At 70.7% G+C, this 19,275-nt stretch carries 20 protein-coding genes; 11 read left to right on the plus strand and 9 right to left on the minus strand.

The genetic code is table 11. The features are described 5' to 3' along the window. Positions 1-376 precede the first annotated feature (376 nt). Positions 377-3,001, plus strand: a complete 2,625-nt coding sequence (locus tag KZ829_RS04615; protein WP_220142590.1) for an ATP-binding protein — start codon at positions 377-379, stop codon at positions 2,999-3,001. A 115-nt stretch (positions 3,002-3,116) separates the two neighbouring features. Here the strand turns inward: KZ829_RS04615 and KZ829_RS04620 are convergent, their stop codons facing one another. Beyond that, positions 3,117-3,554, minus strand: coding sequence for a phospholipase (locus tag KZ829_RS04620; protein WP_220142591.1), 438 nt, complete (start codon positions 3,552-3,554; stop codon positions 3,117-3,119). A gap of 94 nt (positions 3,555-3,648) precedes the next feature. Between KZ829_RS04620 and KZ829_RS04625 the strand changes: the two genes are divergently transcribed. Beyond that, positions 3,649-4,665, plus strand: a complete 1,017-nt coding sequence (locus KZ829_RS04625; protein ID WP_220142592.1) for a potassium channel family protein — start codon at positions 3,649-3,651, stop codon at positions 4,663-4,665. On the opposite strand, the gene KZ829_RS04630 is transcribed toward KZ829_RS04625, so the two are convergent. Continuing rightward, complete coding sequence (locus tag KZ829_RS04630) at positions 4,666-5,676, minus strand: 2-oxoacid:ferredoxin oxidoreductase subunit beta (RefSeq protein ID WP_220142593.1); 1,011 nt, start codon at positions 5,674-5,676, stop codon at positions 4,666-4,668. It lies immediately after the preceding gene. Continuing rightward, complete coding sequence (locus tag KZ829_RS04635) at positions 5,669-7,522, minus strand: 2-oxoacid:acceptor oxidoreductase subunit alpha (RefSeq protein ID WP_220142594.1); 1,854 nt, start codon at positions 7,520-7,522, stop codon at positions 5,669-5,671. Before KZ829_RS04635 ends, KZ829_RS04630 begins: the two co-directional genes overlap by 8 nt. A gap of 186 nt (positions 7,523-7,708) precedes the next feature. On the opposite strand from KZ829_RS04635, the gene ndhC reads away from it, so the two are divergent. Genes ndhC through KZ829_RS04660 form a run of 5 tightly spaced genes read left to right on the plus strand, consistent with a single transcriptional unit; the run spans position 7,709 to position 10,164 of the window. Continuing rightward, entirely contained in the window at positions 7,709-8,086 is a 378-nt protein-coding gene (gene ndhC / locus KZ829_RS04640; RefSeq protein WP_220142595.1) for an NADH-quinone oxidoreductase subunit A, read from the plus strand. 57 nt (positions 8,087-8,143) lie between these two features. Continuing rightward, the gene (locus KZ829_RS04645; RefSeq protein ID WP_220142596.1) at positions 8,144-8,584 is read left to right on the plus strand and encodes a DivIVA domain-containing protein; all 441 of its coding nucleotides are present in this window, start codon (positions 8,144-8,146) and stop codon (positions 8,582-8,584) included. Next, positions 8,581-9,084, plus strand: a complete 504-nt coding sequence (locus KZ829_RS04650; protein WP_220142597.1) for an SRPBCC family protein — start codon at positions 8,581-8,583, stop codon at positions 9,082-9,084. The genes KZ829_RS04645 and KZ829_RS04650 overlap by 4 nt, the downstream gene beginning before the upstream one ends. Beyond that, positions 9,081-9,653, plus strand: a complete 573-nt coding sequence (locus tag KZ829_RS04655; RefSeq protein WP_220142598.1) for a DNA-3-methyladenine glycosylase I — start codon at positions 9,081-9,083, stop codon at positions 9,651-9,653. Before KZ829_RS04650 ends, KZ829_RS04655 begins: the two co-directional genes overlap by 4 nt. 4 nt (positions 9,654-9,657) lie before the next feature. After that, the gene (locus KZ829_RS04660) at positions 9,658-10,164 is read left to right on the plus strand and encodes a hypothetical protein (RefSeq protein WP_220142599.1); all 507 of its coding nucleotides are present in this window, start codon (positions 9,658-9,660) and stop codon (positions 10,162-10,164) included. Here KZ829_RS04660 and KZ829_RS04665 read toward each other — a convergent pair. Next, positions 10,161-10,949, minus strand: a complete 789-nt coding sequence (locus KZ829_RS04665) for an enoyl-CoA hydratase-related protein (protein WP_220142600.1) — start codon at positions 10,947-10,949, stop codon at positions 10,161-10,163. The genes KZ829_RS04660 and KZ829_RS04665 overlap by 4 nt on opposite strands. Next, the gene (locus tag KZ829_RS04670; RefSeq protein WP_220142601.1) at positions 10,946-11,749 is read right to left on the minus strand and encodes a PaaX family transcriptional regulator; all 804 of its coding nucleotides are present in this window, start codon (positions 11,747-11,749) and stop codon (positions 10,946-10,948) included. Before KZ829_RS04670 ends, KZ829_RS04665 begins: the two co-directional genes overlap by 4 nt. 273 nt (positions 11,750-12,022) lie before the next feature. Here KZ829_RS04670 and KZ829_RS04675 point away from each other — a divergent pair, with 273 nt between their 5' ends. Both KZ829_RS04675 and KZ829_RS04680 read left to right on the plus strand, forming a co-directional pair. Then, on the plus strand, positions 12,023-12,190 hold the full coding sequence (locus tag KZ829_RS04675; RefSeq protein WP_014447667.1) for a DUF3117 domain-containing protein: 168 nt from the start codon (positions 12,023-12,025) through the stop codon (positions 12,188-12,190). 77 nt (positions 12,191-12,267) lie between these two features. After that, on the plus strand, positions 12,268-13,683 hold the full coding sequence (locus tag KZ829_RS04680) for a leucyl aminopeptidase family protein (RefSeq protein ID WP_308285338.1): 1,416 nt from the start codon (positions 12,268-12,270) through the stop codon (positions 13,681-13,683). Here the strand turns inward: KZ829_RS04680 and KZ829_RS04685 are convergent. Beyond that, positions 13,648-14,217 (minus strand): O-methyltransferase, encoded by a 570-nt coding sequence (locus KZ829_RS04685; RefSeq protein ID WP_220142879.1) that lies wholly within the window; start codon positions 14,215-14,217, stop codon positions 13,648-13,650. The genes KZ829_RS04680 and KZ829_RS04685 overlap by 36 nt on opposite strands. A 292-nt stretch (positions 14,218-14,509) precedes the next feature. Between KZ829_RS04685 and KZ829_RS04690 the strand changes: the two genes are divergently transcribed. After that, positions 14,510-15,793 (plus strand): S1C family serine protease, encoded by a 1,284-nt coding sequence (locus tag KZ829_RS04690; protein WP_220142602.1) that lies wholly within the window; start codon positions 14,510-14,512, stop codon positions 15,791-15,793. Between the two features lie 70 nt (positions 15,794-15,863). Beyond that, positions 15,864-16,280 carry a twin-arginine translocase TatA/TatE family subunit gene (locus tag KZ829_RS04695; RefSeq protein ID WP_220142603.1) on the plus strand — a complete coding sequence of 139 codons (417 nt, stop codon included), beginning with the start codon at positions 15,864-15,866 and terminating at the stop codon, positions 16,278-16,280. A 30-nt stretch (positions 16,281-16,310) separates the two neighbouring features. Here the strand turns inward: KZ829_RS04695 and KZ829_RS04700 are convergent, their stop codons facing one another. From KZ829_RS04700 to KZ829_RS04710, 3 genes are read right to left on the minus strand one after another with little or no spacing between them, the layout of a single operon-like run. Further along, positions 16,311-17,462, minus strand: coding sequence for an Mrp/NBP35 family ATP-binding protein (locus KZ829_RS04700; RefSeq protein ID WP_220142604.1), 1,152 nt, complete (start codon positions 17,460-17,462; stop codon positions 16,311-16,313). 21 nt (positions 17,463-17,483) lie between these two features. Then, positions 17,484-17,957 carry a DUF1003 domain-containing protein gene (locus KZ829_RS04705; RefSeq protein WP_220142881.1) on the minus strand — a complete coding sequence of 158 codons (474 nt, stop codon included), beginning with the start codon at positions 17,955-17,957 and terminating at the stop codon, positions 17,484-17,486. Between the two features lie 44 nt (positions 17,958-18,001). Beyond that, positions 18,002-19,273: a magnesium transporter MgtE N-terminal domain-containing protein gene (locus tag KZ829_RS04710; RefSeq protein ID WP_246635133.1), complete on the minus strand. Its 1,272-nt coding sequence runs from the start codon at positions 19,271-19,273 to the stop codon at positions 18,002-18,004. Between the last annotated feature and the right edge of the window lie 2 nt (positions 19,274-19,275).

Genomic DNA, 19,275 nt, shown 5'->3' on the forward strand with positions numbered 1-19,275 from the left:
AGATCCGGCGAGGCTTACCGCGGAAGAGCATCATGACGGCGGCACCGTGAGGGGATGGCGTCGCAAGGGAATGACCATGGTCAGTGTCGACTTCGGCCGGTGACGTCTCGCTCGCGCGCGGTGGCGAAAGTGTGACCCGTTCGGGTACACCCGAACGGCCTGCCGCTTTTGCCCGCCAGCCGCGTTTCCGCGTTCGATCTCTTTCGTTACGAGACGCGTAGTCCCGTATGCCTCCGGTCGATCCCACGATCAGGACGTCCTCCGTAAGGGGTCGGCCATGGCGGGCAAACGATTACCGTCCGTTTCTACGATGGGCGGTGACGCAGAGATACGGCAGCATGAGTCGCGACTTCCCAAAGGGGGCGGAGGTTCCACCGTGTCGGGACGGATCGAGCTACCCAGTGGCCTGGTGACCTTTATGTTCACCGACATCGAGGGCTCGACGCGACTCGCTCGGATGCTCGGTGAGGCGTATCGGAGCGTCCTCGGCGCGCACCGAGCTGTGCTACGCGCTGTGTTTAAGGATTTTGATGGTGTCGAACTCCTTACGGAGGGTGACTCCTTTTTCGTGGCGTTCTCCAATGCCGACGCGGCGGTCGCGGCCTGTGTCGAGGCGCAGCGGCGACTGTCCGCGTACGACTGGCCACGCCGTGATGCGATTCCTAAAGTGCGCATGGGCCTGCACACCGGGCGGGCCGTTCCGATCGGCCAGGAGTACGCGAGCGCCGAGGTCCACCGTGCCGCCCGGGTGTCGGCGGCCGCGCACGGCGGTCAGGTGCTCTGCTCGGAGGCGACCGCTCTCGCCGTGACCGCCACGTTCGCCGCGACCTCCGGTGGGGGTGCCGCGGCCGCCGCCACGCTGGCCACCGTGGACCTGCTGGACATCGGGGCCTTCCGGTTGCGCGGGTTCGACGACGACGAGCGGATCTTCCAGGTGTGCGCGCCCGGCCTGGAGCGGGACTTTCCGCGCCCGCGGACCGCCGAGGCGCCCCGGCACAATCTGCCCGCCGAGCACAGCCCGTTCGTCGGGCGGCGTACCGAGATCACCGAGCTGTCCGAGCTGATCAGCCACAACCGCCTGGTGACGGTGGTCGGGCCGGGCGGTTCCGGTAAGACCCGGCTGACCCTGGCGGTGGCCGAGCGGCTGCTTCCGGCGTACCCGGGCGGGGTTTGGACGATCGATGCCGCGACCGCGGCGCAGGGCCTGCCCAACGCCCTGGCCACCGCCCTGGGCCTGCGCCCGGAACCGGGCCGTCCGATGATCGACACGGTGGTCGAGCAGTGCGCCGAGCGCCGGATGCTGGTGCTGTTGCAGACCTGCGACGCGGCGCCCGCCCTGACCGCGACGCTGGCGCACCGCCTGCTCGGCCGGTGCCGCCGGCTGGACGTGGTGGCGACCGGCCGGGCGCCGCTGGCGCTCGCCGGGGAGACCGTGTGGCGGATCCCGCCGCTCGCTCCGGCGGACGCGTTCGCGCTGCTGCGGGACCGTGCGGCGGCCGCACAGGGTGGCCGCCCGGGTGACGGTGACGCGCAGCTGGCCCGGCTGGCCGCGCGGCTGGAGGGTTCGCCGCTGGCGATCCAGCTGGCCGCCTCCCGGCTGCGGCTGCTGCCGGCCGAGCATCTGGCCCGGCGGCTCGACGATCCGCTGGGCGCGCTGGACAACGACGCGGCCGGGGACGGCCGGCACGCCAGCCTGGCCAACAACCTGGCCTGGTCGTACCGGACGCTGGGCAGCCGGGCCGCGGATCTGCTGCGCCGGCTCGCGGTCTTCGCCGGGCCGGTGGATCTCACGACGGTGGAGTGGTGCGACGCGGAGGGGTTCAGCGCGCTGTCCGAGCTCGCCGACAAGTCGCTGGTCGAGGTGATCCCCGGCCCGCGGTACCGGATGTCCGACCAGGTGCGGGCGTACGCGCTGCGCCGGCTCGCGGCCACCGGCGACGAACCGTCCGTCCGCGGCCGGCATCTCACCTGGTCGCTGCACACCCTGGACCGGGTCGCGGTGGTCGCCGAGGATCCGGGCCGTACCGTCTCGCTCACCGAGTTCGCCCCCTTCGTGACCGAGTGGGAGGGCGCGCTGCGCTGGGCCGCCGCGATCGGTGACGTGGTTGCCGGGCTGCGCCTGGCGGCCGCGCTGGATCCGTGGTGGCGTGAGCACGGCGGTGGACGGAAGGGCCGTGAGCTGCTCTCCGCCCTCTACCGCGCGCTGCCCGGCGACGACTCGGTGGCGCCCGCGGACCTGGCCGGCGCCTATCTGACGCACGCCGGCCTGACCGGCGACCGGACGGAACGCGACCGGTTCCTGACCCGGGCCGAGGAGGCGGCCGGGCGGTCCGGCGACCCGGCGCTGCCGATCCGGGTCCAGGCCGCCCGGGTGGCGCTGCCGGAGGGCGATCCGTCCGCCGCTGAGCAGAGCTGTCGCGAGGTGATCGCCCAGGCCGAGCGGGCCGGCGTTCCGAACGCCGCGCTGCCCGCCGTGCTGACCCTGGCCGAACTGCTGTGGCGACGGGACGCGCTCACCGACGCGGCCGACCTGCTCGGCGCGGCCCGGCACCTGGAGGCGATCTGCCCGGAGGCGCGTGGCCGCCGGGCCGTCGACTGGCTTCTCGGCATGGTGGCGCTGCGCCGGGGCGACCTGGTGGCCGCACACGATCACCTGGTGGTGGCGTTGCGGTCGAGGCTGCGGCACGGTTTTCGGGGCGCGGCCGCGGACGCGGTGGCGGCGATCGCGGTCCGCTGCGCGCTCGGCGGCGACCCGGCGACCGCCACGGTGCTCTTCGGCGGTGCGGAGGTGGCGCGCGGCGCGCGGCGTACCGAGTCGTTCGGCGCGTTCTGGTCGGCCCAGCAGATGTCGCTGCGGACGGCGCTCGGCGACGCCGCCTTCGACGCGGCCTATGCCGACGGCGCCGGCCTCGGCTTCGACCGGATAGTCGCCATGGCCCTGGCCGTCGAACACCCCGACCTGGAGGACGGCGCGGCCCGTTTCGCGCAGATCATCCGATAAGAGCCTGACCACCGATCTTCGCCCGGAACGGGCGGCACAGGCTGGGGACGGCAGCTGGATCGCGGGAGCCGACGGGACGGCCATTGTCGCGGGGGACGGGGAACGCCGTACCGGATCAGGTTTTCGGTAGGGAACGCACGGCCCGGTGGTAGGCGAAGGCGATGGCGTTGCAGGGACGCCGGGCCGCGGGGCGGTGTGCGTCGCAGACGCGGCGCAGGTCGGCGCGGAAGACCTCGTCGACGCGCTCCTTGTGCCTGGGGAAGGTGCCCTCGGCGCGGTAGTTGCGGTAGCCGAAGTCGTGGTGCCGGCAGGCGTCGGAGAAGTCGAAGCCGAACGGCACCTCCAGCGCCCGCGTGCACAGATCGGTGGACCAGTCGAAGCGGTAGGACGCCCAGCGGGCCCGTTGGCGCCGCGCGGTGTTCCAGGCGGTGTAGCTGGCGTCGGTCGGCTGCGTCCAGCGGGCGAGCACCTGGGCGCGGCTCATCGACGCCTGTGCCGGTACGGCCGGGGTCAGGACGGCGATCAGCAGCGCGACCACCGCGATGTGGCGCATAGGGGACCTCCAGCGCGCGGCCGGTGACGGATGTGGTGTCCTTCAGCTAGGACCTCAAGCTTGACCGTTAGGGTGATCGCGTGCGGGCGGTTCCATGATTCATCTACCTCTGGTCCGGCAGGGACCGTTGCGGGCGCTGGGTTTCCGCCTGGTGATGGCGTGCGTCCTGGTGCTGCTGGCGGTCGGCATCATCTATGTCGACCGGGACGGGTACCGCGATGTCAACGAGGACGGGCTTACCCTCCTCGACTGCTTCTACTACGCGGTCGTCTCGCTCTCCACCACCGGCTACGGCGACATCACTCCGGCGACCCAGGGGGCCCGCCTGGTGAACGTCCTGTTCATCACCCCGGCCCGGGTCCTCTTCCTGATCATTTTGGTCGGTACCACACTCGAGGTGCTGACCGACCAGTACCGCAAGGGCCTGCGGGTCACCCGGTGGAGGCGCAAGTTGAAGGACCACGTGATCATCTGTGGTTACGGCACCAAGGGCCGGGCCGCGGTCGCCGCGCTGCTGGAGACGGGCTACGACAAGTCCCGGATCGTCATCGTGGAGAACCGTGAGGCCGGCGTCCGGCAGGCCACCCAGGGCGGGTTCGTCGTCATCGAGGGCGACGCCACCCGCTCGGTGGTGCTCAACGACGCGGACGTGAAGAACGCCAAGTCGGTCATCATCGCCACCGACCGGGACGAGGCCTCGGTCCTGATCACGCTGACCGTCCGGCAGTTGACCGCCGGGCAGGTCCGGATCATCGCGGCGGTCCGGGAGCAGGAGAACGCCGCACTGCTCAAGCAGAGCGGCGCCCACCACGTGATCGTGTCGTCCGCGACGGCCGGCCGGCTGCTCGGCCTGACCACCACCGCGCCGCCGCTGATCGACGTGGTGGAGGACCTGCTCACCCCGGGGCAGGGCATGGCGCTGGCGATGCGCTCGGCGGAGCGGGCCGAGGTCGGCCGCAATCCACGTGAGCTGGTCACCCTGGTGGTGGCGCTGATCCGCCGGGGCAAGGTGCTGCCGCTCGGCGGTGAGCAGGCCGTCAGCATCGAGACCGGCGACCTGCTCGTCTACATCCGCGACGAGGCGACCGCCACCAACGGGGTGTCGGTCTAGCTAGAGGATGGTCCAGGTGTCACCGGCGTTGAGGAGACCGTCGAGCATCTCCTCGGGGGTGCCGGTGGCCTGCGCCTTGGCGTCGAGCACCTGCTTGCGGACGATCTCGTCGTAGGACGGGCGCCGCACGTTCCGGAACACGCCGATCGGGGTGGTGTTCAGGTCGGAGCCGGAGAGCCGGGTCAGCGCGAAGGCGTACGCCGGATCGCTCACGGTCGCGTCGTGGACGATCGGGGTGCCGCCCTCCTGCACCTTCAGGCCGAAGCTGCCCTCGGGATGAACCACGTTGTATTTCCCGACCGTGATCGGCTGGCCCTGTTCCAGCCGGATCAGGTGTTCGTCCCGGGTGGCCGGGTCCTTGATCAGGTCGAAGGCGCCGTCGTTGAAGATGTTGCAGTTCTGGTAGATCTCGACGAACGCGGAGCCCTCGTGCTCGGCCGCCGCCCGCAGCACCGATTGCAGATGCTTGCGGTCGGAGTCGATGGTCCGGGCCACGAAGGTCGCCTCCGCGCCGAGGGCCAGCGACAGCGGGTTGAACGGCGAGTCCGCCGACCCGGCCGGCGTCGATTTGGTGATCTTGCCGATCTCCGAGGTGGGGGAGTACTGCCCCTTGGTGAGCCCGTAGATCCGGTTGTTGAACAGCAGGATCTTGAGGTTCACGTTCCGCCGGAGCGCGTGGATCAGGTGGTTGCCGCCGATCGACAGGGCGTCGCCGTCGCCGGTCACCACCCAGACGCTCAGATCGGGCCGGGAGGCGGACAGGCCGGTCGCGATCGCCGGGGCGCGCCCGTGGATCGAGTGCATCCCGTACGTGTTCATGTAGTAGGGGAACCGCGACGAGCAGCCGATCCCGGAGACGAACACGATGTTCTCCCGGGGGATCTCCAGCTCCGGCATGAACTGCTGCACCGCGGCGAGGATGGCGTAGTCCCCGCAGCCGGGGCACCAGCGGACCTCCTGGTCGGACTTGAAATCCTTGGCGGTCAGTTTCAGCGCGATTGTCTCAGCCATTCTTGACCACGTCCTCGAGCATGCTCTCCAGCGTCGCGGCGGTGAACGGCAGGCCGCTGACCTGGTTGAACGGAACCGCATCGACCAAATATCTCGCCCGGATCACCGCGGCCAGCTGACCCAGGTTCATCTCCGGGACGACCACCTTCTCGTACCCGGCGAGCACCTCGCCCAGGTTGGCCGGCAGCGGCGAGACGTGCCGCAGGTGCGCCTGGGCGATCGTCAGGCCGCGCTGGCGCAGGGCCCGGCAGGCGGCGCCGATCGGCCCGTAGGTCGAGCCCCAGCCGAGCACCAGCACCTGCGCGTTCTCGTCCGGGTCCTCGACGTCCACATCGGGTACCGGAATGGCCTCGATGCGGGCCTGCCGGGTGCGGACCATGAACTCGTGGTTCGCCGGGTCGTAGGAGATGTCACCGGTCTTGTCGGCCTTCTCCAGGCCGCCGATGCGGTGCTCCAGGCCCGGCGTGCCGGGCACGGCCCACGGCCGTGCCATCGTCTCCGGATCACGGAGGTACGGCAGGAAGCGCCCGTCCTCGGTGTTCGGCGCCGTGGCGAACTCGACCCGCAGATCCGGCAGTTCGTCGACGGACGGCAGCAGCCACGGCTCGGAGCCGTTGGCCACGTAGTTGTCGGACAGCAGGATGACCGGGGTGCGGTAGGTCAGCGCGATCCGGGCGGCCTCCAGCGCCGCGTGGAAGCAGTCCGACGGCGACTTCGGCGCGATCACCGCGAGCGGCGCCTCGCCGTGCCGGCCGAACAGCGCCATGTTCAGGTCGGCCTGCTCGGTCTTGGTGGGCATGCCGGTCGACGGGCCGGCCCGCTGCACGTCCACGATCACCAGCGGCAGCTCCAGGGCGATCGCGAGCGAGATGGTCTCGCCCTTGAGCGCCACACCCGGCCCGGAGGTGGTGGTGACGCCGAGCGCCCCGCCGTAGGCCGCGCCGAGCGCCGCCCCGATCGCGGCGATCTCGTCCTCAGCCTGCATCGTGGTCACACCGAACCGCTTGTGCTTGGACAACTCGTGCAGGATGTCCGAGGCCGGGGTGATCGGGTAGGCGCCGAGGAACAGCGGCAGCCTCGACCGCACGGCGGCGGCCACCAGCCCGAGCGCGAGCGCCTGGTTGCCGGTGATGTTGCGGTAGGTGCCGGGCCGCATCTTGGCCGGCTTGATCTCGTAGCGCACCGAGAACGCCTCGGTGGTCTCGCCGTAGTTCCAGCCGGCCTGGAAGGCGGTCTTGTTCGCGGCGACCAGATCCGGCCGTTTGGCGAACTTGTGCTCCAGGAACCGTAGGGTGGACTCGAACGGCCGCGAGTACATCCAACTGAGCAGTCCCAGCGCGAACATGTTCTTGGCGCGCTCGCCGTCCTTCTTCGAGACGCCGCTCTCGGCCAGGGCGCCTAGGGTCAGGGACGTGAGCGCGACCGGATGGACGGCGAACTCGGCGAGCGAGCCGTCCTCCAGTGGGCTCTCGGCGTAGCCCACCTTGGCCAGGTTGCGCCGGGTGAACTCGTCGGTGTTGACGATGATGTCGGCGCCGGCCGGCAGGTCGGCCAGGTTCGCCTTGAGTGCGGCCGGGTTCATCGCGACGAGGACGTTCGGCGCGTCGCCCGGGGTGAGAATGTCGTAGTCGGCGAAGTGCACCTGGAAACTGGAGACCCCGGGAAGGGTGCCCGCTGGTGCACGGATCTCTGCAGGGAAGTTCGGAAGTGTCGAGATGTCGTTGCCCAACTGGGCGGTCTCCGACGTGAACCGGTCTCCGGTGAGCTGCATTCCGTCACCGGAGTCGCCGGCGAATCGGATTACCACCCGGTCCAGCTGCTCGACTCGCTTCGCGGGAGCGGCCACGATTCAACCTCCATAAGGCGCGGTCCGGCGGCTTCAAGACTGTCGATGAGCCGGCCCGCAGATCGTCAGTTCCACACTACGTCGCCGCTCCTTACGAAGCGGCCGCGGACCGTTGCCCACGGTAGCCGTGACGATGAACAACCAGCTAGCAGATCTCACTGGTTGCGTCAGATAGGCTCCCCGATCGTGGACGGTTACCTCGGTTCGTACGCCACCCTGGGGCTGCTGCTGGTCGCCGGAGTGCTGCTGTTCGTGGCCGCTTTCGGCGCGAACCGGCTGCTGCGCCCGGCCCACCCGGCCGAGCCGCCGGGCAAGCGGATCGCCTACGAGAGCGGCATCGACCCGGTCGGCGGCGACTGGGCGCAGGCACAGATCCGGTATTACGTCTATGCGTACCTCTATGTGCTTTTCGCCGTGGAAGCCGTATTTCTCTTCCCGTGGGCGGTGATCTTCGACCGGCCGGGTTTCGGCGGCATGGCCATCGCCGAGATGGGCATCTTCGTAGCCGTGCTGGCCCTGGGCATCCTGTACGCCTGGCGCAAGAAGATCCTCACCTGGACCTGAGCGTCCGGATGGGTGGTGGGCTCGCCTACGGAATGCGGACATGTCAACATCGTGCGCATGGGTCAGCTTCTGCTCTTCATTGTCGTGGCTCTGGTCGTCGCGACGATCGTCTTCGGCGTGACCGTTCTGTTGAGCGGGAGCGACCCCGGCCTGACCCCGGTCGAGCCGGACGGTCGCGCGGTTCCGCTGCCCAGCGACCGTCCCCTCGGTGAGGACGACATCTCCCGGACCAGGTTCGACTCCGTCTGGCGCGGCTACCGGATGGAGCAGGTGGACCAGGCGTTGCAGCGGGCGGCGTACGACATCGGCTACAAGGGTGAGCTGATCGGCGTGCTCGAGGCCGAGGTGGCCGCGTTGCGCGAGGGCCGCACCGAGGACGCCGACGCGCTGCGCAAGGCCCGGGAGGCCGCGATGGCCCCGGTCGCCGGACTGCCGCCGATCCCGGAGCCGCCGGTCATCCCGATGGACACCGGCCAGGAGCCGGTGGAGAAGCTGTGAGCGACGCGGGGGCCGGCCCAGGTAGCGGGCTGGGTGACGCCGCTCGGGCGGGTTCCGGCGAGTTCACCGCCAAGGTGATCGTCAACGCGCCCGCGTCCCGGGTCTTCGCCGCGTTCATGAACTGGGAGAAGCAGTCCGAGTGGATCCCGTTCACCCGGGTGCGGGTGGTCGAGGGCGACGGCGGTGAGGGCAGCCTGGTCGAGGCGGTCACCGCGCTGGGCCCGGCGGTCCTGCGTGACGAGCTGCGGGTGGTCAAGGTCAACGAGCCGTACGAGGTCCGTGTCGTGCACTGCGGCAAGGTGCTGCGCGGCCCAGGCTCGATGCGGTGCACCGCGATGTCCGGCGACCGGACCCAGATCGTGCTGCACGAGTGGTTCCACCTGCCGCCCGGCGCGGTTGGCAAGATCGCCTGGCCGGTCCTCTGGCCGGGCTCCAAGATCGGCTTCACCGGGGCGCTCAAACGCTTCGCACGGCTCGTCGAGCAGGGGCGGCTGCCGTGACCGACATCGGGCTGGTGATCGGCGCCGACGGGCAGCCTCGGTGCTTCTGGGCGGGCGGCTCACCGGACTACACGGCGTACCACGACGACGAGTGGGGCCGGCCGATCCGCGGCGACGACGCCCTCTTCGAGCGGCTCACGCTGGAGGCCTTCCAGTCCGGCCTGTCCTGGATCACCATCCTGCGCAAGCGCCCGGCGTTCCGGGCCGCCTTCGACGGCTTCTCGATCGCCAAGGTGGCCGGCTACACCGGGGCCGACGCCGAGCGCCTGATGGCCGACGCCGGGATCGTCCGCAACCGGATGAAAATCGACGCGGCGTTGCACAACGCCCGGGTGGCGGCCGAGGTCGACCTGACGGAGCTGCTCTGGTCCTTCGCGCCCGCGGGACGGGACCGGCCGCGTACCCGCGCTGACGTCCCGGCGGTCACGCCCGAGTCCACCGCCATGGCCAAGGCGCTCAAGAAGCGCGGTTTCAAGTTCGTCGGGCCCACCACGGCGTACGCGTTGATGCAGGCCACGGGCATGGTCGACGACCACCTCACGGACTGCTGGGTGCCCGTGATGAGATGAAGCCATGGCGCGATGGTCGGTAGTTCTTCCGGATGAGCAGTGGGCGACCGAGCGGTTGTTCCAGCACGATGTGGTGACCGTGGCCGGCGGCCCGGCCGGAGCCGCGGTCGGCGACGAGGTGCTGGTGGTCGCCGAACAGCAGGTCGTGGCGCTGGCCCGGGTGGAGAAGACCGACGGCGGTCTCGCGTTGTGGTATCTGCGGCGGGCCTTCGACGAGCCGATTCCGGCCGCTCTTTCGGAGGGCCCGGTCGAGGAGGCGACGTTCCGGCGGTTCGCCGAGCGCCTGGGCGGCCCGTCCGACAGGAAGCCGTGGCTGGTGAGCGTGGCCATGCCGATCGAGGCGGTGAACCCGGCCGAGGCGGTGCGCCAGTTCTGGTCGCACGTGCTGGAGCTGGGCCCGGCCGAGCTGCCCACCTACGTCTGGCCCTCCGGTGACGAGCTGGCCATGCAGGCCTTCGTCCTCGGGGCCGAGGCGAACCAGGACCCCGAGGAAGAAGACGAAGAGGACTAGCGTCCCTGGTATTCCGGGCGCTGCTTGTTCAGGAAGGCGTTAACCGCGGCCGAGTGGTCCGCGGTCGCGCCGCAGATCGCCTGGGCCTGGGCCTCGGCCGCCAGGGCGTCGGACAGCGTGCCGGCCGTGGCGATGGACAGCTCACGCTTGATCGCGCCGTAGGCCACCGTGGGGCCCGCCGCCAGCCGTGCGGCCAGCTCCTGGGCCGCCGGCAGCACCTTCTCGTCGTCGTCCAGCAGTTGGGTCAGCATCCCGATCCGGGACGCCTCCTCGGCCTTCACCGGCCTCGCGAGCAGTAGCAGCTCCACCGCCTTGGCGTGCCCCACGATCCGCGGCAGCGACCAGGAGATGCCGCTGTCCCCGGCCAGGCCCACGTTGGCGAAGGCCATCAGGAAGCTGGTGCGGGGGCCGCCGATGCGGAAGTCGGCGAGCAGGGCCAGCGAGGCGCCGGCCCCGGCGGCCATCCCGCCCACCGCGGCGATCACCGGCTTCGGCATGTTGGCCAGCCGCTGCGCGATCGGGTTGTAGTGCACCTGCACGGTGTTCAGATCGGTCGCGCCCGACTGCAGCAGCGACGCGTGCTCCCGCAGGTCCTGGCCGCCGCAGAAGGCGCCGCCCGCGCCGGTCAGCACGATCGCCCGGCAGGACCGGTCGCCCTCCAGCTCGGCGAGGGTGTCCCGCAACGCCTCCTTGAGGTCGACGGTGAAGGAGTTCATCGCGTCGGGGCGGTTGAGGGTCAGGGTGACTACCGCGTCAGTGCGGTCGACGAGGAGCGAGTCGGTCATGGGTTCGAGAATCCCACACGCGTTCCACGGCTGGCCGACTGCAGGCAACGTTCCACGTGCCGGTCGGCGGCCGGGCGCAGCCGGGTGGCGTGCTTGTCGAAGAATCCGGCGGCCTTGACGCCCGGCCAGCCCGCGGGCAGCAGCGCCGACGGCAGCTGCGGGTCCTGGAAGAGGAACGACCGCCAGGCGTGCACCAGACGGAACCGGGCCGCGTACGCCTCCTCGTCGGTGCTACGTGGAGTGATCGACTTCACCACGGGCAGTAGTGATTCGACGAACTCCCGATACGACTGTCCGATGCGGGTGAGGTCCCAGGCCCGGTCCACGATCCCGGTGGCGTCCGCCGTGGGGCTCGCGCTGAACCGCTCGTAGCCGGCACCCGCCTCGGCCAGCAGCGCTTCGACCTCTTCGGAGGCCCGGGGCGCCACCCAGACCTGTTCGCTGAGCGGCCCGTAGCCCAGATAGGTGAGCCGGAGCGCGTCCCGCCGCGTGACCGGCTCGTGGAGCAGGATCATGTCGAAGCGACCGTCCCAGCCACCGCGACCGGTTCGGTACACCCTGGCGGCTGCCTCGTCGAGCCGGCGCGCGGCCTTCGGGGTGAGCAGATAACCCGGTCCGGCGGCCAGCCGGAGCGGATGCAACCAGCCCTGTCGCACCATTCGCGACACTGCGGTGCGGACCGCCGGAGCCGCGATGTCGAGCGGTGCCAGTAGCCGGACCAGCGCCGAGACCGGGGCTCGGGAGCCGCGATCGCGCAGGTAGTCGCCGTACAGGTCGAAGAGTGCGGACCGCGCCTGCATGACCGCACATTGTGACAGTCCAAAAGACGATATGCTAGATGCTGTCACATCCGCCCGGGCTGGGTTTGGGTTCGCCGGTGTTCATCAGGGAAAATGTTTGATCGGCACGGTGGGCCGCAACGCGTGGAAACGTGAAACGGCCTGTTTGGCCGCCGGTCGGAAACGAGCACCGCGTCGCGTGGGGCTGAGCACGTGACGGGGCTGCTGGCATTCCAGGAGCAAGTGGCTGTGGGGCAACCCACCGACCCTGACGTAGGTCTGAGGGGAGACAAGATGGCGGCGATGAAGCCGCGGACGGGCGATGGTCCGCTGGAGGTCACCAAGGAGGGTCGTGGCATCGTCATGCGCGTCCCGCTGGAAGGTGGTGGCCGTCTCGTCGTTGAGATGACTCCGGACGAGGCCAACGCGCTGGGTGACGCGTTGAAGTCGATCGCCGGCTGACGTTTCACGCGAGCCCGCCGGTACGGTACCGCCCGTACCGGCGGGCTTTCCACGTCTCAGGGAAAGGTCATCCTCCCGTGTTCACGATCCGATTGACCGACGTCTCCGACGACACTTTCACCCGGGTCCTCCCGGTCGGCCCCGGCCTGGATCCGGAGATGTCCGCGCTGGTCGCCGCGACCGAGGGCGCCGATACGGCGGGCCGGATCACGGTGTTCCCGCGCCCGCTGCGGCAGCCGTCCCGCGTCCTGCTGGCCGGCGTCGGCGTCGGCGCCGGGGACGAGACGGCCTGGCGTGCGGCCGGCGCCGCGATCGTGCGGGAGGCCGGCGACGACGAGATCCTGGAGGCGCTGCTTCCGGCGGACCTCGCCCCGGGAGCGCTGCGCGGCCTGGCCGAGGGCCTCTGGCTGGGCGGCTATCGCTATCGCGATGCCGTCAAGGCGCCCCGGTCCGGCGAGGTGCGGCTCGTTCTCGACAACCCTTCGGCGTACGCGGAGAGCCTGGCGGCCGCGACCGTGACCGCCGAGGCCACCTGGCTCGCCCGGGACCTGACCAACGCACCGTCGTCGGTGAAGAACCCGGCATGGTTCGCCGGCCAGATCGTGGCCGAGGCCGCCCGCCGTCCCGGCCTGACCGTGACCGTCCGGGCCGGCGACGACCTGGAGCGGTTCGGCGGTCTGCTGGCCGTCGGCGGCGGTTCGGTGTCGCCGCCGCGCTTCGTCGAGATGTCCTGGCAGCCGCCCGGCGCCACCACCCACGTGGTCCTGGTCGGCAAGGGCATCACCTTCGACACCGGCGGCATCTCGATCAAGCCGCGGGACAGCATGAAGCTGATGAAGAAGGACATGGGCGGCGCGGCCGCGGTGGTCGCCGCCACCCTGGGGGCCGCCGACCTGAACCTGCCGGTGCGGATCACCACGCTGGTGCCGCTCGCCGAGAACGCGATCGGCGGTGCCGCCTTCCGCCCCGGCGACGTGATCACCCACTACGACGGCTCGACCACCGAGAACACGAACTCCGACGCCGAGGGCCGTCTCGTGCTGGCCGACGCCCTGGCGTACGCGGCCGCCGAACTCAGCCCGGACCTGGTGATCGACCTGGCCACCCTGACCGGGGCGAACGCCGTGGCGCTCGGCAAGCGCACGGCCGCCCTGATCAGCCCGGACGAGGAACTGGTCACGGCGCTGACCGCGGCCGGCGAGGCGGCCGGCGAGCGGATGTGGCGGCTGCCGCTCGCCGACGACTACGTCGAGCACCAGAGCAGCGACATCGCCGACCGGATCAACGCGGGCCCCGGGCCCGGCGTGATCATGGCCGCGCTGTTCCTGCGCGACTTCTACGGCCCGGTCCGCTGGGCGCACTTCGACATGTCCGCGCCGAGCTGGGCCGAGGCCGCCGACGCGGAGCTGACCAAGGGCGCCACCGGTTGGGGCGCCCGCATGCTGCTGCGCTACCTCTCAGCGCTTGACGGCGGTCAGCAGACCGGCGCCTGACGGGATCACCGCGGGGATCCAGTCCTCGGACTCACGGATCGCCTTGACCGTCTCCCGGATGGTCAGGGTGTCCACGTCCCGGGCGGACGGGTCGCTGATCCGCCCGCCCGCGTGCGCCCCGTTCACGATCAGCACCCCGCCCGGCCGGAGCAGGCGCAGGGCGGCCTCGGTGCAGGCGGCGAACTCGGTGGTGTCGGCGTCCACGAAGATCAGGTCGTAGACGCCGTCGGCCAGCCGGGGCAGCACGTTCAGGGCACGGCCGCTGATGATCCGGGTACGGGAGGACGCGAACCCCGCCTCCAGGAAGATCCGCCGGGCGATCCGCTGGTGCTCGTGCTCGACGTCGATGGTGGTGAGCACCCCGTCCGGGCGCATGCCACGGAGCAGCCAGATGCCGCTCACGCCCGTACCGGTGCCGATCTCGACCACGGCCTTGGCGCTGCCCGCCGCGGCCAGCAGGCGCAGCACGGAGCCGGCGCCGGGGGAGACACAGGGCAGGCCGAGCTCGTGTGCCAGGGCACGCGCGGTCTGCAGGACCGGGTCCTCGGTGGCGTAGGTCTCGGCGAACGGCGTCGATTGTGCCGCCGGCTGACCGAATGAACGAGCGGGACCGATGATGACGACCTCCGTACGAGCGTTTGTGATGCCCGCGGCGGAACCACGCACATCGGATAAGAGAGTAGAGCGATGTTCTCCGGTGACGCACTGCGCCGTCGATGGATAAAGGGGGTCACCCGGCTCGGGCGGACCCGTGGCAAGGTGGGTACCGGCGGATCCGTGTCATCCTGGAGAGCGCGGGTCCGGGCGAGCGGATGGAGGCACCGACGTGACCGACGGCTGGAACTGGCGCCGGCCACCGACGCCGCCTGCCCACGGCACCCCGCAGTCCACGACTCCCGGCCGGTCCTCCGGGCCGGAGCCAGACTCGCCCTGGTGGTCCGGCACGACGACCGACCCGTGGCGTGATCCGTACGCTCCGTCAGCGGTGATGCTGCCCACCCCATTGGCCGGCGGAGGGGCCCCGGAGCCGGTCACCGACCCCGACGCGCCACGCCGGTCGTGGGCGCCGATCATCGTGATCTGCCTGGTCACCGCACTGTTGGCCGGTGGCATCGGCGGCACGCTCGGGTTCGTCTTCGCGGTTCGCGGCGGGTATGCCGCGAACGGCGGGACCCAGCTCGGCGCGTCCGGCGGGCAGATCCCGGAAAATACGCAGCGTGCACCCGAGTCCCTCGCCGGAGTGGCCGAGCGGGTCATGCCGAGCGTCGTCACGGTCCGGGTCAGCGGGGCGATCGGCTCCGGTTTCGTGGTGTCCACGGACGGTTACGTGATCACCAACGACCATGTGGTCGAGGGTGCCGACGAGAGCCTGTCGGTCGCCTTCCACGACGGCTCCACGGCTACCGCGAAACTGATCGGCCGCGACCCGGAGTCCGATGTCGCAGTGATCAAAGTCGCAAAGAGCGGGCTGACGCCGGTCTCGCTCGGCAACTCCGACGACATCGCGGTCGGGGACCCGGTGCTCGCCTTCGGTTCGCCTCTCGCGCTCGTCAACACGGTCACCCAGGGCATCGTGAGCGCCCTGGACCGGCCCATCCAGGCCGGCGAGGAGGGCGGCACCACCCGCTACTACGCGGCCATCCAGACCGACGCCGCGGTCAACCAGGGCAACTCCGGCGGGCCTCTGGTCGACGCGGGCGGCCAGGTGGTCGGGGTCAACTCGGTGATCCGCTCGGTCGGTGGCGCCGACACCGAAGCCGGCAACATCGGCCTCGCCTTCGCCATCCCGATCAATCAGGCCAAACGGGTGGCCGAGGACATCATCGACACCGGGAAGGCCCGGCGGACGGTCATCGGCGCCGAGGTGATCACCGGCGAGACGGTGGCCGGCGCCCGGCTGCGCGGGGTGGAGCCGGCCGGCCCGGCGGCGACGGCCGGTCTGCGTGCCGGCGACGTCATCACCAAGCTCGACGGGCATCCGCTCGAGGAGGGCACCGACCTGATCGCGCTGGTCCGCAAGTACGCTCCCGGTTCCACGGTCGCGGTCGAGTACCGCCGCGGCACCAAGACCGCGTCGGTCTCGGTGACCCTCGCCGCGGACACCAATTAGGGCCTCGGGTGGGCTGCGTTCACACAGCGAGCGTGCGTAGTCTTGGCGCTGGACGCTGGGGAGGCCGGACGTGTTCGAGAATCTGAACTGGTGGGAGATCGGCGCGCTGCTCATGCTCGCGCTGTTGATCTTCGGTGAGCGGCTGCCCAAGGTTCTCGGGGACGGGCTGAGGATGCTGCGCGGGCTGCGCAACATGGCTCAGGGCGCGACCGCTGACCTGAGCCGCGAGCTGGGCACCGACATCCAGCTCGAGGACCTGCACCCGAAGGCGTTCATCCGCAAGCACCTGCTCAGCGAGGAGGACGAGCAGGCGCTGCGCAAGCCGTTGCAGAGCCTCTTCGACGACGTGAAGCAGGACCTCAACGGGGTCAAGTCGGAGCTCTCCGACGTCGCCTCGGCGGCCGACTTCAAGAGCACCCCGAAAACGACCGCGCCGGCCGAGACTCCCCGACCGGCGCAGCAGCGTTACGACTTGGACGCTACGTAAATGGCTCCGCTTCGCATCGCGACCTGAGGCCTAGCCCCGCTTGGCGTTGACCATCAGGCCCAAGGGCTTGCCGACCAGGGACTCGCGGCGGACGGCCAGCTTGTCGGCCACGCCGTCGAGGGCCTTGGCGGCCGGGGCGTCCGGCTCGGCCAGCACGATCGGGGTGCCGCCGTCGCCGGCCTCACGGACCCGGGTGTCCAGCGGGATCTGACCGAGCAGCTCGACCCGGGCGCCGATGGTGGTGCTCAGCGAATCGGCCACGGTCTGGCCGCCGCCCGCGCCGAAGACCTCCATGCGGGAGCCGTCCGGCAGCTCCAGCCACGACATGTTCTCCACCACGCCGACCAGGCGCTGATGGGTCTGCAGGGCGATCGCCCCGGCCCGCTCGGCCACCTCGGCGGCGGCCATCTGCGGGGTGGTGACGACCAGGATCTCCGCGTTCGGCAGGAGCTGGGCCAGCGAGATGGCCACGTCACCGGTGCCCGGCGGCAGGTCGAGCAGCAGCACGTCCAGGTCGCCCCAGTAGACGTCGGCGAGGAACTGCTGCAGGGCGCGGTGCAGCATCGGGCCACGCCAGACCACCGCGGCGTTGCCGGAAGTGAACATGCCGATCGAGATGACCTTCACACCGTGCGACTGCGGCGGCATGATCATTTCCTCGACCCGGGTCGGACGGCTCTCCACGCCGAGCATCCGCGGCACCGAGTGGCCGTAGATGTCCGCGTCGATCACGCCGACCGACAGGCCCCGCTTGGCCAGGGCCGCGGCCAGGTTCACGGTGACGCTCGACTTGCCGACGCCGCCCTTTCCACTGGCGACCGCGTACACCCTGGTCCGGGAGCCCGGCTGAGCGAAGGGAATGACCGGCTCCTCCGAAGCGCCACCACCGCGCAGCGTGGTCTGCAGCGCCTTGCGCTGCTCGTCGGTCATCACCCCGAAATTGATCTCGACCCGGTCGATGCCGGGGATCTTCGTGAGGGCGGCGGTGATGTCGTTGTTCAGCTTGTCCCGCAGCGGGCAGCCGGCGACGGTGAGCAGCAGATCGACCTTGACCAGGCCGTCGCTCACGGTGAAGCCCGAGACCATGCCGAGGTCGGTGATCGGGCGGCGGATCTCGGGGTCGTCCACGGTCGCCAGAGCGGCCTGGATGGCGTCCTCGAGCGTGGGTGCAGGAGCGGACATGCAGCCCATGCTACGTCGCGGTCAGGGGTGCTCCTCTTCCCACTCCATACGGGCCCGCTTCTCCCGCCGCAGGGCGGCTTCATCGAGCTCATCGGCCAGCCGGGACAGCTCCGAACGGAGGAAATCCCTGGTGGCGACCTCGCCGAGGGCGATCCGCAGCGCGGCGATCTCGCGGGCCAGGAACTCGGTGTCCGCCTTCTGCATCGCCGCCCGCCGCCGGTCCTCCTCCATGATGAGCCGGTCGCGGTCGGCCTGCCGGTTCTGCGCCAGGAGGATCAACGGCGCGGCGTACGACGCCTGGAGCGACAGGATCAGGGTGAGGAAGGTGAACGTGTACGGGTCGAAGCGCAGATTCTCCGGCGCCAGCGTGTTCCACGCGAACCAGGCGGCGATCACCACCGTCATGTAGACGATGAACTTCGCCGTGCCCATGTACCGCGCGATGCTCTCCGACCAGCGGCCGAACGCCTCCGGGTCGAACCGGGGCAACTGCATCCGCCCCGGGTCGCGCGGCCGGTCCAGCCCCCGCCTGTTGTCGGTCACGGGATCACCTGCTCGTCCACGTGCACGTCATGTTCCCGCCAGTCGCGCGGCAGCAGGTGGTCCAGCACGTCGTCGACGGTCACCGCGCCGAGCAGCCGGTACGTCGAGTCCACCACCGGCATGGCCACCAGGTCGTACGTCGCCATCCGCCGGGTGATCTCGGCCAGCCCGGTCTCGGTCCGTAACGGCTCGATGTCGCTGTCCACCAGCCCGCCCACGATCGCGGCCGGCGGTTCCCGCAGCAGTCGCTGGAAATGCACCACACCCAGGTACTTACCCGTCGGCGTGGCCATCGGCGCCCGGGCCACGAAGACCTGCGCGGCGACCACCGGCGACAGGTCGGCGTTGCGGATCCGGGCGAGCGCCTCGGCGACCGTGGCGTCCGGGGTGAGGATCACCGGCTCCGAGGTCATCACACTGCCCGCCGTGCCCGCCTGGTAGCTCATCAGCTGCCGGACCGGTGCGGCCTCCTCCGGCTCCATGAGGTCGAGCAGCACCGCCTGCTCGGTGTGCGGCAGTTCGGCGAGCAGGTCGGCCGCGTCGTCCGGGTCCATCCGCTCGAGCACGTCGGCGGCTCGTTCCCGCTCCAGCCCGACCAGGATCTCCACCTGGTCGTGCTCGGGCAGCTCCTCCAGCACGTCGGCCAGCCGCCGGTCGTCCAGTGCGGCGGCCACCTCGTTGCGGCGGGCGTCCGGCAGGTGTTGCAGCGCGTTCGCCATGTCGGCGGGGCGCATCTGGTCCAGCACGGCCATCAGGTTCGCGGTCCCCTGGGTGTCGGTGGGGCCGACCAGGCCGCGGACCCGGTCGTACTCGGCCTGGTAGACGTGCCCACGCCGCGCCAGCCGCCCGGTCAGCTCCCGGACCGCGATCCGCGTGACGATCCACTCGGTGTTCCGGTTCAGGTCCATGCCGACGTCGACCACGAACCCGTGGTGGACGGGGCCCTCACCGTGCTCCGGCACCACGGTCACCCGGCGGTCCAGCAGATCCTCCAGGATCAGCAGCTCGTTCGGCCGCTTCTCGAACCGGCGCAGGTTGAGGGTGCCCGTGCTGAGCACGACCGCCTCCGCGTCCATGCTGGTGACCCGGCCGATCGGCAGGAAGATGCGCCGCCGCAGCGCCATCTCGGCGACCAGGCCGACGATCTGCGGCGGGCGGTTGGTGGTGCGCAGGCGGACGACCGCGTCGCGGACCCGCCCCACCCGGTCGCCGTTGGGGTCGAACACCGGCAGGCCGGCGAGGCGAGCCAGATAAATCCTCGTCCCCATGG

Source organism: Actinoplanes hulinensis (genome assembly GCF_019429605.1).
GTDB classification, from domain to species: domain Bacteria; phylum Actinomycetota; class Actinomycetes; order Mycobacteriales; family Micromonosporaceae; genus Actinoplanes; species Actinoplanes campanulatus.